This is a genomic window from Streptomyces sp. CNQ329 (assembly GCF_000482585.1).
The window spans coordinates 1-13631 of the sequence record NZ_AXVU01000070.1 but is presented as its reverse complement, the minus strand read 5'-3'; the positions used below and the strand labels follow the sequence as shown (position 1 = coordinate 13631).

Below are 13631 nucleotides of genomic sequence, written 5' to 3'. Positions count from 1 at the left end.
AAGTCCGCGTTTCGCATGGAGGTTCACCAGACTTATACCATGCCTGGCGAACAGGACTCGCTCGCTGCCTTCCTGCGCGGCGAGCCCATTCCGGAGAATTTCAGCGAGGATTGGCACGAGCTGATTCGGTCGCATCGCGCCGCCGGCCGCACGATGACGCGGGCGCACCTCGTACGCGAACCACTCACGCCATACTCTCGGTACCTCTTCGAGTGGTGCATTCCCGGAAACGTTGCCGCTGGCGAGAACTACCAGATGTTCCGAGAATCTGCGGGTGTCCCGCTCCAAGACTTCTGGATGTTCGATGAAACCACAGTCGTTCACTTGAATTACCGGGAGGACGGCACCCAGATCAACCGTGAGTTGATTCAAGACCCTGACCTTCTCGCGTATTTGGCGTGGCGTGACGCGGCCTTGAGGGAAGCCGTACCGTTCCGTGCGTACCGATCCTGAGCGCCAGGCGGAGCAGCGAGACACGCTGGCTGAGGCCCTGCGGGAACTCCGTAGGGCTTCCGGCCTGTCTGGGCAACGTGTCGCTGACCGCTGCCACATGAGCCAAGCAAAGATTTCCCGGATCGAGCGGGGCAAGGTCCTGCCGTCCGTGATCGACGTAGAACGCATTCTGCAAGCCCTCGATGTGCCGGAGGACGCGGCGCAAGACCTGATTACGCTGGCACGCAGCGCCAACGTGGACTACACCGCATGGCGGTCGTACGCCCGAGTGGGGCTGTACGAGAAGCAAGCGGAACTTGCCGCTATGGAACGCAGCGCGCGCTTGCTTCGCTACTTCCTGCCCGCTATTCCGACCGGATTACTCCACACGGAGGCGTACGCGCGTGCTTCGCTCTCTCCCCCGGTGGGGTCCGAGCCTGGAAAGGACGTGGACAGGATCGTTCGGGCGCGCTTGCGGCGGCAAGTAGCGTTGACAGACGAGTCCCGTACTTTCATGTTCCTGATGACGGAACAGGCTGTCAGGTGGAGACTTTCGGACGCTGAAGCCATGTCAGACCAGGCACACCACATGGCGGAACTCGCGAGCCGGCCGAACATCGGAATTGGCATCGTCCCGTGCAGTGTCATCGTTCCCGCAATCCCGTTGAACGTGTTCGTCACCTATGACGACCGACTTGCCACTATCGAGATGTTCTCTGGCGAAGTCGTGCTGCGCGACCCGAGGGACGTTCGGCATCATCTCGACCTGTTCGACTTCTTCCACTCGCGCGCACTGCATGGGGCGGATGCGGTCGCCTTCCTTCGGGATGCGGCAGCAGAGTTTATGCAAGTACGCGAATAATCGTGGCCCGCCCACAGGGCAAGCGGAATCATGCTGCCCATGGTGACGAAGGCGAATTCCGGCCCGTTCGGGTCGGCCCGACAGTTGGCCGAAGCATTCCATCCCGTGACCGTGGGCGCGGCGGGCGGTGGTGCGTCGTGAGGACGGCTGATGGGAGGCTTCGGGAAGCGGAGTCGGCGCGGGCTGAACTCTCAGCCGCGCTGCGGAAGGCGGGGGTTTCGTTCCCTGCCATGGACGTAAGGCCGCAGGGGGTGAAGAGCGGCAAACCGTCCTACGGCATGGTCGAGTTGGGCACGGTGTCGCCGCCGGTGGCGCGGTGTCTGGCGCGCTTGATCACACGGGGAGCAGAGACGTGAGCGCGCACCCGTCGGAGATGCGGCTGCTGCCGTGGACGACACCGGAGGGACGCCCGTGCTACGTGCCGGACGGCTCGGGGTGGCTGTCGGATTACGTCGACGCCATCGAGGTCCAGCAACTCATCTGGGGGCATGACCTCTTGGAGCGCTCAGCGCAGGTGCTCAAGGGCGGGGCGTCGGAGACCGAGTTGCGGTTCTTGGTGGAGCGGATGAGTGAGGCACTGCGCGACGCGCTGCGGGTCGCGGAGCGCCGTGGGGAACGGGTAGCCGAACCGAGCGACGACGGCCCGTCAGACGACGACGGCTGGCCGGGCTGGACACCCCCGGCAGAGGCGTCCGGATGAGCGCCGCGGACAGGGCTGCGCGCCCGGCACGCACGCGGCCAGAGTATGCACCGTGGCCCCTGGCAACGGACGGGCACGCGGGGTTGTCGCACTCGGCAGCGTGCACAGAGTGCCCGGCGGCCTCCGGCGCCCACCCGGGGTGGGAGCCGGTACAAGACTGGTGTGTTGTGCATGCCGGACGGGCAGGGCATACACGGTTCCATGCCGCGGTGACGGGCCACCTCGTAGCGGCACCACCCTGAACCGGCGGAGGCCCCGAGCGCGGCACCGTAGAGGCTCCCTGCGGCGGGCACACCGTGCGCCCCGTACCCCTATCCGTTTCATCGGCGGTCAAGTCTCTCGCCGAGACAAGGGGCGTTGCGACGGCGAAACGCCCGGCGAAGGGAACACGGCGGCGCCCGCAGATTGCTGTGTGCACGCACCTCAGGCCGTAGGCGGCATAGGGCCGTCGCCCCTGCCCTGACTGCCCGCGGCCTCGGCAACCACATCAAGGGCGTGCCCCACCTTCTGCGACTGCGGCTTCCTTCTTGGATAGTCTGACCACATTTCAGTGAACGGAGAAGACACCTCAGATCGGAAACGGAGAAAGTTACTCGGAGCGGAGAAGCAGGCTGCGGTAATAACGTGTACGCCACCGTTCACGCTTGGCAGGCCCAGCCAGGAGTATGGCGAAGGTTCGTGAAAATTCAGAGTGACGCCTCGCGGGTTTCGCACAGTAGTGACCCGCCGGCCATGCCCATCTGATCGGCGCGAGTCAATGGCGAAATTGGTGCGCAGGAACCCACAGTCCTCCACCAACTGAACTGCATCCCGAATCGCTGACAGGGTCGCGCGCACGTTGCCGAAGTCAAGGTCCTGCTTTCCGCCGTGGAGCCAGGAGTTACGAGCATCGTAGATGCGCTCCGATACAAGCATGCGACTAATTTCCTGAAGATTCCGAAGGATCATCTCTCGCGAGTCGTCCGTCAGATCAAGGAATGGCACGACGTGAGAGAAAGGGAATCTCTGCAAGGTCTGATGTTCGACCCACTTCGGAAGATGATCGGACTCTCGCTTGTACGTGTCGCGTTCTGCGGCTATGCGTTTTAGCTCAGAGCTGAGGCACTGAAACCCACGACAAAGAGCGTAGAGCGTATTCTTCTCTCCGTACGCGAGGTCCTTATCTCCGGACCTTTCGATGGCCGATTGCAGCCACCTATATGAACGATCTCGCTGCCGATCTGGCTCGTAAATGAAAGGCCGCCCGTCAGTTACATGATCGTGAACGAGCGCCCAGATGGTGAAGCCAATGGCATCATCCAAGGCACTTTCAAGATGGACAAAATAGTTGGCCGCCGCACCTCGAAATTCTTCCACTGAAGGAGACAATGGGCGACCTGGCCCCATCCTCGCCATTCTCTCCATTTCCTCGTGAAGCCTCCAGAAGTCGGCGTGAGGGTCAGCTTCATTGGGCGACCCAAACCCTAGCTTCCATAGGATGAGAGGGATGAAGTCCTTACTCTCGGCTGCTCCTTCACGCAGGTGCAATATCTCGCAGGCCGCCACAGCATTACTCTTGCGCGCCAGAACCAAACTGCGAACGACAGATTCCGGGGAGCAATCGAGGAGATATTTCTCTAGACGTGCCTCCAGGTTCTCTCCGTCCACATCCCGTAGCTGCCACTCCAATTCTTCTCGGTCTACGACGTCTGAGAGTCGATACATGCGCTCGATCAAGCTTCGCAGCCTCAAAGGCGCCAAGTTCATGCGCCCGGATCGAGTGCGAATCCCGCGACAACCAAGTTCCGCCATTAGCCGAAATCTGCCAAACGTCGAATCAGCATTAATTGGAGGCACGCGGATTTCTGAACTGGGCACTCGAATGACACCTTGATGTACGAGCGTGTCTATCCCCTGCATGAGGTTGCGATCGCTCATTGTCAGGCACAACTGCATGAGTTGAGCCCGATCCATCGACTCGACAATCTCTGCTGCACTTCCACGGAGGCTCAAATCACTGCACGTCTCGCGCAATGATCCACGCGTGTTATCCAGGAGCCACTTCGTTAGCTCTTTAACCTCCGGCTCGGTGAGGCAGTCCCCAAGGATGGGGATCAAAGTCTCGCCCATATTCTCACGGGCCGGATTTGAGAGCTTGGAGTAGACCTCAGAGAGGAAAGACGCCCAAGCAGAGGGGATCTCGCTTTCTTTAGCCAGAACTCGCGCGGCCTCTGTTCGATGCTTATTTATGGGCGCTTCAGTGGCAGTCGAGAAGTACACGGCGTGAAGATCGTGGCAGCTCTTATCGCTACAGTGAATCAAATTGGCTGACCGCTGAGGCTGATAGAACCTAATCTCTTCGCTGCTGAGTAGCCCAAACGGGCCAGTGACATACTCATGCATCTGAAAGACGCCCTGCGGGGTCCCTGAGAGGAAATCCATCGTATCGGCTACGTCGAGTTCCCGCTTCTCAGGGTCGAGCTCTTCGTATGCCTTGTCGTACAACTCACGCCCAAAGATGAACGGAAATATGATCGCTCGATCTTTGATTTGCTTTCCAATTTCCTTCTGTACAGCTTGGGGGTCTGTAGCCTTATGGTCGACCAGCAAGTCGATCCAGGAGAATTCAAGAAAGCATATAGCTCGCGCTTCGGGGATCGGGATTCTCTTCTTGGCGAACGCCTGAACCTTATCCTGGCCGTGAGAGGTCAATTTTATCTGGTTATTGAGGTTTGTCGAGGGTTTATACTCGCGCGCAATAAGGCAGAAACTCAGGAGTTCGCTTAGGATCATGAGGCGGAAGATAGTCTTTTGCTCTTCCTCGTCAGGATATGCAGATCGAAGTTCATCCTTCGTTAACGGCTGCAAGTCCGCCTCCCCACACGACCAACGCGACGTCGCTACAACGGTAGAACACATTGTTGCTGAGTGTGGTTGATTCAACACAATCCGCCAGCGGCTCACTCGCCGGCGAGTCAGGCGGACTCACAGCGCGTGTGGGATACCACCGCCCGACACCTAGGCTCGTGAGCGGGCCTGCCCTCGGCGTGCTCCTGCACGAGGACGGCAAGATCGAAGGCGCCCGCACCTGGTGGCAACGCGCAGCCGACACCGGACACACAGAGGCTCTGACCAGCGCAGATTCCCTCGCTATCTGACCTGAGGACGAACCGCAGTTCACGCAGCCAACTCTTGGGGTGGCCGCAACCCGGGGGGCCAAACGGGGGGCCAAACGACATGAACGACCGCCGACGGTCATGGACGTCCGTGGACGATGACTACGACCAACTTGCTAGCCAGCGGTGCAGTTGGGCACTTCCGGCAGGGTCTTGATCGCGTTCGGGACGAAGAGGTCGTGGGTTCAAATCCCGCCACCCCGACAGCAAAGCACCAGGTCAGGGGCTTGATCCGCTCAATGGGTCGGGCCCCTGAGTGGTTCCTGGAGACCGCTTGGGAGAAGTCTGGGAGAAGATCTTGGTCGGCTTCTCCCGGGAGCGGTCTCCAGTGCCGCAGGAACAGCGGCGCTCACGCGCCCCGGGACCTGCGCATTCGCGAATCCTCTCGCCATCGCATACACCGCAGGCCACACCTGCCCCGGACAAGCCGACGCGATCCACACCGCGCCACCTGGCTCCTGAACCGGCAAGAGCCAGGCGGCACCTGGCCGCCGTACGTGAGTGGCAGCGACCTCGACACCGGATCGGCAGCCCGACACACCCCAGGAAGACGGGACGCCTGGTGCTACGGCACCCCCGGCATCAGCCCCGCCCCTCGTCGTCGGCGACTCCCTCGCCTACCTCATCGCCAAACGCGACAATGCAGATCCCGAGCCCCCCGTCCGCCTCGGCGCGGCCGCCTACGGACCCGCCCCCGCAGCCCTGCCCACAACCCTCAATGCCCACATCGCAGCCTAGGGAGCTCACCGTACGGCAGTGCCGATCATGACCAGTCATCCGGCAGGTACGCCGGACAGCCGCCTCTCCAGGGGACACGCCATCGACAAGGCAAACAGCCGAGTCGTACTGCACATTGACTGAGCACGAGCGGGCTCGACTCCGTCGTGCAGAAGGGCCGCCGAGAGCTATGCGGTGGATGAACACGCCGAACTCCACAGCCGTGCGCTTGTTCAGGCCCGGACGACTGGACCGCGGTGGGCAACAAGGACGCCAACATGATCCGTACCCGTTTCGGTGTCTACCGCAACCCACCCGCGACGTGCAGATTGTCGATCGGGGTCACCAATCGCGGGCTGCGGGAGCGTTACGAGAGCCCTCGTCCGTCGCACGAGATCGTCCCGCAGCATCTGCTGGAACGAACCTGGCGCCGTCCGTGACCACGGCGCGGTTCGGGCACCCCGGTCGCAGGGGCCGAAGGGCCCTTCTGCCCGTATTTCTGACCGATACGATGGCGTGCGTCACAGCAACGCCACGTATCGCCGAGAGCGGACACTTACGAAGGAAGGCGCGGGATGCGCGAAGGCCGGTGGGTCACGGTCACCGACTCCGAGTTCGCGCACGAGCGCCGCGGTCTGGAGGCGATCCGGGCACAGTTACCGGACACCGAACCCTGGCGCGCCTGGTCGAACTTCGTCTTCACCGCGAACTCCGGTCACCCACGCGAGGTGGATCTCCTCGTCATCGGTCCGGGTCAGGTCTGCCTCATCGAACTCAAGGACTGGCACGGCAGCGTGGAGTCCCGCAACGGCACCTGGCTGCAGACCGTGCCGAACGGCCGCCGTCGAATACCGCACGGCAACCCGCTGCACCTGGCGAACAAGAAGGCCAAGGAGCTCGCCGGTCTGCTCTCCCGGGCCGGCCAGCGCGTCTGGGTGTCCGAGGCGGTGTGCTTCACCGACTCGTCCCTGCAACTGCGGCTGCCGCCAGGCGACATGCAGGGCGTCTTCTTCGTGGGCGACCTCATCCAGCACCTGAAGCAGCCGCCCCGTTCCGAGCGCGACCGCATCGACACCGCCCGCTCCGCCGACATCGCGAAGGCGCTCAAGCAGATCGGGCTCGTTCGCAGCGATGCCGAATACCGCATCGGTCCCTACCAGTTGGAGCGCAAGTCCTTCGACTCAGGCCCCACCTGGTCCGACTTCCTCGGTCGGCACGCCGAGCTGCCCGAGGCCGTCAGGGTACGCATCTATCTGCGCGAGCGCGGCGCCGGTGCGAGCCTGCGCGCTTCGGTCGAGCGGGCGGCGCTGCGCGAGGCCGCCGTACTGCGCCGCTTCCAGCACCCCGGTGTGGTGCGGCTGAAGCAGTACGACTCGGCGGCCCACTCCGCAGGCCCGGCCCTGATCTTCGACTACGATCCGCGCACGCTGCGCCTCGATACGTACCTGGCACAGTACGGCGAAAGGCTGGACATACTGGCCCGGATGGCACTGGTACGGCAGTTAGCCGAGACCGTGCGCAGCGCCCACAGCGCCCGCTTGTACCACCGCACGCTTGCCGCCAACGCCGTCCATGTCATACCCCGAGGTCGCACCGGCGCGGGCGCGGACAGCGACGAGCGGCCTTGGCTCACCCCGCATCTGCAGATATCCGACTGGCAGGTTGCCGTCGCGCGCGGCACTGACTCCGGCCCGAGCGGAGCCCAGGTAGGCGCTGCCCGTCCCGCGGCGACCGCGCTCTCGCAGGCGGGCGCCCACCTGGCGGAGGGCGCCGACCCGTATCTCGCTCCCGAGCTCACGGCGCTGGGCGCCGACCCGATCGCCCTCGACATCTACGGCCTCGGCGTCCTTACCTATCTACTGGCCACAGGCCAGGCCCCGGCAGCGAGCCAGGCCGAGTTGGTGGCGCGTCTGGAGGCCGGCGAGGGGCTGCGGCCCAGTGCGGTCGTGGACGGTCTGTCGGAGTACGTCGACGAGCTGGTACAGGCGGCCACGGCGTACCGGCCCGAAGACCGGATCGACACGGTCGACGAGTTCCTGGACATGCTGGAGACGGTCGAGGAGGACCTGACCGCTCCGGCGGCGGAGGCTCAGGATGCCGTCGAGGCCGACGCAGAGGAGAAGGACCCGCTCGAAGCCGCCGCCGGTGATCTGCTGGACGGCCGCTGGGAGGTCAAGCGCCGCCTCGGCACCGGCTCCACGAGCCGAGCCTTCCTGGTCCGCGACCTGACGGCCGCGTCAGCGCCGTCGTCGGCCACGGCCCGCCGGCCGAAGGCACTGGCGGTGCTCAAGGTCGCCCTCTCGGACAGCCGCGGTGACGTGCTCCGCCGCGAGGCCGAGGTGATGGGCCGGCTGCGCCCCGACTCCGGGATCATCCGCCTCGTCGAGCCGGAGCCGCAGACCATCGGTGGGCGCACCGTGCTCGTCATGGAGTATGTAGGCGACGAACGCGACACCGACTCCGGCCCGGCCCCGTCGGGCAGTGGGTCCAAGACCCGGCGGCGTGAGGAGACCGTCGCCCGGCAACTGCGCGAGCAGGGCCGCCTCACCGTCGACCAGCTCGAAGCGTACGGCGACTACCTCTTCCGCGCCGTCGACTTCCTTGAGGGAGAGGGTGTCTGGCACCGGGACATCAAGCCCGACAACATAGCCATCCGCATCCGCCCCAACCGCACCCGCGAACTCGTTCTCATCGACTTCTCCCTGGCCGGGTATCCGGTGCAGGAGGTGAACGCCGGCACCGAGGGCTACCTCGACCCATTCGTCGAAACGATCACCCGAGGCGTGTACGACGCGCACGCCGAGCGCTACGCCGTCGCCGTCACCCTGCACGAGATGGCCTCCGGCGAGCTGCCCGTCTGGGGCGACGGCAAGGTCTCGGCCCGCCAAACCGACCCTCGGCAGCAGCCGTACGCCACCATCGCAGCCGACGCCTTCGACCCCGCGGTGCGCGACGGGCTTTCCGCCTTCTTCAAGAGGGCCCTGCACCGCGACGCCCGTGAGCGCTTCTCCGACCTCAAGCCGATGCGCGACGCCTGGAAGAAGATATTCCTGGCGTTGGACGAGGCCGTCCCCTCCTCGCGCCCCAGCCGACACAAGACCGCGTCCGCCCCCGGGCCCGGCGCGATCGACGAGGCCGAGACGCTGACCGCGCAGCAGCAGCGCGACAAGCGGGCCGCCGCCGCGCAGCGCACCGACGCGATCTCCGCCGTGGGGTTCAGCCCCGCAGCCGAGTCCTTCGTCCACGGCCTCGGCGTGACGACGGTCGGCGAGCTGCTCGACTACAGCCAGCGCCAGTTGGTCAACGCGCCCGGCCTGGGGTCGAAGACCCGCAAGGAGGTGCTGGGCCGGATCCGGCAGTGGCGGGAGAAATTCGCGGAGGCACCGGCCGCGCCGCTCACTCCACAGGGGCGCAAGGCCGCAAAGGAGGAACTGAAGGCACTCTCTGACGCCGAGGCGGCGCTCGCCGACCAGCTCGCCACGGAACCGAGCCCGGCGACGGCAGCGGGTCTGTCCGAGCACGCACTGCGCGGGGTCAGCCTCGACGCTCTGGCGACCATCTTCGTACCGGAGCTGAAGAAGAACGGCGCCAACGGCAACGAGGTCGCAATGGTGCAGTTGCTGCTGAGGCTGCCGGACGAGCACGGCGCCCTGCCCCCTGTCACCGTGTGGCCGCGGCAGAAGGACGTCGCACAGGTGCTGCCCGGCGTGGGCCAGGCGCGCGTCTCTCAACTGCTGAAGCAGCAGCGCACCCGGTGGAAGAAGCACCCGGCGGTACGGGCGCTGCGTACGGAGATCATCGAGCTGCTGCACGGCCTCGGGCGCGTCGCCCCCGCTGCCGAGCTGGCCGACGCGCTGGCCGTACGTCGCGGCACGCAGCTCCAGGGCCGCGACCAGCGGCGGGCACTGGCGCTGGCGGCGGTGCGCGCGGTCATCGAGGTCGAGCAACTGGCACCGGAGAACCAAGCGTTCCGCCACATCGCCAACCGTGATGCGGCAGACGAGGGCGTCGGCGCCGGGCTGCTCGCCCTGGAGGTCGGCGACGACGACGGCCCGGACACGCCGTCCGCGCCCGGCCTGCTCGACTACGCCCAGCGCCTTGGCCGCGCCGCCGACCACCTCGCGAACCTCGACACGCTGCCCACCTCGGCCGCCGTGCTCAGCGAGCTCGGCGCCGTGCCGCCGCCCCAGGGTGTATTGGAGTGGGACGAGCGCCGCCTCGTGGAACTCGCCGCCGCCTCCTCGCGCCGCGCTGCCGCCACGCCGCGGCTGGAGATCTACCCGCGCGACCTGCCGCTTGTACGGGCGCTGCGGCTGACCCAAGCGGGGCTGGTCCGGCTGATCCCCGGCCTGGCGGAGGCACGCCAGCCCGGCCTGACCGCGGCGGAGATCCACGAGCGGGTACGGGCACGCTTCCCCGAACTGCTCGACGAACGCGGCGGGCACGTCCTGCCCGAGGGCAGCCGGCTCACCTCCGCGCTGCGGGAGGCCGGCTTCGACCTGGAGCTGAAGACAAGGGAGGGGACCGCACCGCGTACGCAGCGGTACCTGCCGCGCAAGTTCGACGCCGCGTCCAGCTATCTCACCTCGGACCGCAGCGGTAGTACCGCGACGGGCGCGGCGAGGGTGACGCGCTACGCCGACGACCCGGAGGTAGCGGTGGCGGCGGCCTCCGACGAGCGGCTGCGGGGGGCGGCCCGGCGGGACGGCTTCCGGGTGCTGACGGTGTCGACCGGCAGCGCGGGGCGGGCGGTGCGGATGCTGGGCTCAGGCGGTGCGGGTGGCGCGGCCGGCGCGAACCGCATCGGCGCCGAAGTGGTGTCCGTGGCTTCGTTGTTTCTCGGGGCGCTGCATGAGCTTGTGGACGCACGGCCGAAGCCGACGTGGGAGACGATCCTCAAGGCCGATGTGGCGCCGCCCGGTTCGAAGAGTGCGATGCGGTTCGCGGAGTACGCGCAAACCGCATGGGGCCTGGTGGAACCGCGGCTGGCCGACCTGCTGGAGTCCGGCGGTACGGCGCCCGGTGCGGCTCGGCCGTTGCTGCTGGTGGACGGCGGGGTCTTCGCCCGGTACGGGGCCATGGGCGTGCTGGACCGACTGGCGGAGCGGGCACGGGGCGGCGGTCCCGGGCTGTGGCTGCTGTGCCCGCAGGACGACCCGACGAGGGACCCGCGGCTGGGGACGGTGTCGGTGCCGTACCAGACGGGGCTGGGGGAGTGGATTCCGCTGACGGACGCGTGGGTGCGGGGGGCGCACCGGGTGGCGCTGCCGGGGGAGGCGGATGGCTCGGGCGAGAAGACAGTGAGCGTGGATGGTGGAGCCGGCTCTGGTGAGGGTTCGGCTAGGACTATGGGAGAGCCCAATTGATCGACCGCAAGGCGCTGCTGACTGACCTGATCAAGCAGGTCAAGGCAGCCGAAGCCGACCTGGCCCGGCAGGTGAAGGCCGTGGAGCCCGTGCGGACGAGGCTGCACGCCGAGTACGAACGGGCGCGGGAGCTGGGGCGTACGGCGGCGACGTGGAACTCCTGGCTGGACGAGCGGATCACGCAGGTCGCGGCAGCGTGGGTGCTGGGCACGGTCTTCGTACGCTTCTGCGAGGACAACCGACTGATCCCGGAGCCGTGGCTCGCGGGCCCGGACGTAGCGCGGCGGGAGTTAGCGGAGGCGCGGTACGACGCGTACGTGGAGACGGACGACGACCCGACGTACCGGGGCTGGCTAGAGCGGGCCTTCGCGGAGCTGGGCGCGGGACAGGCGGGGCGGGCGCTCTTTGACATGGCGCGCAACCCGCTGTACCAGATCCCGCTGTCACACGACGGGGCGCGGGACCTGGTGACGTTCTGGCGGGAGCGAAGTGAGTCGGGCGACCTGGTCCACGACTTCACGGACCCGCTGAGCGAGGACGGGACGACGGGGTGGGACACCCGTTTCCTCGGCGACCTGTACCAGGACCTGTCGGAGGCGGCGCGGAAGACGTACGCGCTGCTGCAGACGCCGGAGTTCGTGGAGGAGTTCATCCTCGACCGGGCGATGGACCCGGCGGTACGGGAGTTCGGCGTCGCCGGCCTGCGGATGATCGACCCGACGTGCGGGTCGGGGCACTTCGTGCTGGGTGCCTTCCGGCGGCTGGTACGGCGGTGGGCGGAGAAGCAGCCGCACGGAGACCCGCACGAGCGGGTACGGGCGGCGCTGGACTCGGTGCATGGGGTGGACATCAACCCGTTCGCGGTGGCGATTGCGCGGTTCCGGCTGTTGGTGGCGGCGATGGCGGCGGCGGGGGTGCGGACGCTGGCGGAGGCGGGGCAGTATGAGTGGCCGCTGCACGTGGCGGTGGGCGACTCACTGATCAAGGCGCGGCAGCTGGAACTGACACTGGTCGGGGAGGAATCGGGCGACGAGCTGGCGGAGTTCGCGTACGCGACGGAGGACATCCACGAGCCGCAGTTCAAGAGGATCCTGGAGCCGGGGCGGTATCACGTGGTGGTGGGGAATCCGCCGTATATCACGGTGAAGGACAAGAAGCTGAATGCCCTTTACCGTGGGCTGTATGACGCGTGTGCAGGGACATTTGCATTGTCGGTTCCGTTTGCGCAGAGGTTTTTCGAGCTGGCGAAGGCGGGGAATCCGGCGGATGGGCGCGGTTATGGGATGGTCGGGCAGATCACCGCTAACTCGTTCATGAAGCGGGAATTTGGGACGAAGTTGATCGAGGGATATTTCGGGCACAAGGTCGAGCTAACGGAGGTTATCGACACCTCGGGCGCATACATTCCCGGGCATGGGACACCGACGGTGATCCTGGTGGGGCGTCGACGCTCTGGCGAGGCCCGGTCGGAACAGATTCGTACCGTGCGCAGTGTTCAGGGTGAGCCAACTGCACCAGTGGACGCGGAACGCGGGCTGGTGTGGACGGCGATCGCTGAACAGATCGACAGGCCCCGCTCTGTGGGGAAGTGGGTCTCTGTGGACGACCTGGGACGCGAACGTTATTTCAGCAGACAGCCGTGGGTGCTGAATGATGGCGGCCTTGAGATGGTTGACCAACTCAGCGGAGCCAGCGAGCAGCTTATGAAGGCCGCGATCGAGCCGCCGATTGGGCGAGCAGTCCGCGTTGGGGCCGATGGCGCCTACCTCCGGCCATTGCGGCCCAATTATCGAACAGTTGCAGATCGAAATGGCCTGCGCCCGTTCATGACTGGTGACGTCGTAAGAGACTGGAGGGCCGAGGCAGATGAGGCTATCTGGTTCCCCTACGTACCAGGTTTTCGCTTGAGTGGCCTCATCCAGGAGTTGTGGCCTATGCGACGCCTCTTGGAGGTACGTAGCACGTTCCAAGGAGACATGGCTGCGGCTGGCCTCCGATGGTGGGACTACATGCAGTACACGTCTTCTGCGTACCAGACCCCGCTCTCCATCATGTTCGCGTTCGTCGCCACGCAGAATCACTTCGTCCTCGACCGTGGAGGTCACGTCTTTAACCGGCATGCCCCGGTGATCAAGCTGCGCGAGGGGGCCAGCGAGGAGGAGCACCTGCGGCTGCTCGGGCTGCTCAACAGCTCCACCGCGTGCTTCTGGCTCAGGATGGTGAGCTACCCGAAGGGCGGCGACCCAGTGGGAGGCGACGGCGCCCGCGTCAGTGTTCACCCATGGTCGGATCGGTATGAGTTCACTGGCACCAAACTGGAGGAATTCCCCCTCCCTGCCACCTACCCCACGGCCCTCGCCACTGCCCTCGACACCCTTGCCCAAGACCTCTCCGCAACC

7 protein-coding genes are annotated in these 13631 nt (G+C 65.9%); 6 read left to right on the top strand and 1 reads right to left on the bottom strand.

What is annotated here, in order from left to right:
- The 4 genes from I003_RS0127785 to I003_RS37110 all read left to right on the top strand — a co-directional run.
- The coding region (locus I003_RS0127785) for a DUF6879 family protein (protein WP_027774483.1) at window positions 1–453 on the top strand (453 nt) is incomplete at its 5' end.
- Window positions 437–1294: a helix-turn-helix domain-containing protein gene (locus tag I003_RS0127780; RefSeq protein WP_106966355.1), complete on the top strand. Its 858-nt coding sequence runs from the start codon at window positions 437–439 to the stop codon at window positions 1292–1294. The genes I003_RS0127785 and I003_RS0127780, both read left to right, overlap by 17 nt.
- A 352-nt stretch (window positions 1295–1646) precedes the next feature.
- On the top strand, window positions 1647–1994 hold the full coding sequence (locus tag I003_RS33480) for a hypothetical protein (protein ID WP_486584424.1): 348 nt from the start codon (window positions 1647–1649) through the stop codon (window positions 1992–1994).
- The gene (locus tag I003_RS37110; RefSeq protein WP_486584423.1) at window positions 1991–2236 is read left to right on the top strand and encodes a DUF7848 domain-containing protein; all 246 of its coding nucleotides are present in this window, start codon (window positions 1991–1993) and stop codon (window positions 2234–2236) included. The genes I003_RS33480 and I003_RS37110 overlap by 4 nt, the downstream gene beginning before the upstream one ends.
- A 181-nt stretch (window positions 2237–2417) precedes the next feature.
- Here the strand turns inward: I003_RS37110 and I003_RS36230 are convergent, their stop codons facing one another.
- Window positions 2418–4841 (bottom strand): hypothetical protein, encoded by a 2424-nt coding sequence (locus I003_RS36230; RefSeq protein ID WP_158689026.1) that lies wholly within the window; start codon window positions 4839–4841, stop codon window positions 2418–2420.
- Window positions 4842–6441: 1600 nt separating this feature from the next.
- Between I003_RS36230 and pglW the strand changes: the two genes are divergently transcribed.
- Window positions 6442–11232, top strand: coding sequence for a BREX system serine/threonine kinase PglW (pglW, locus tag I003_RS0127765; protein ID WP_027774481.1), 4791 nt, complete (start codon window positions 6442–6444; stop codon window positions 11230–11232).
- Window positions 11229–13631, top strand: a 2403-nt coding sequence (gene pglX / locus I003_RS0127760) for a BREX-2 system adenine-specific DNA-methyltransferase PglX (protein ID WP_027774480.1), incomplete at its 3' end; no start/stop codon positions are given. The genes pglW and pglX, both read left to right, overlap by 4 nt.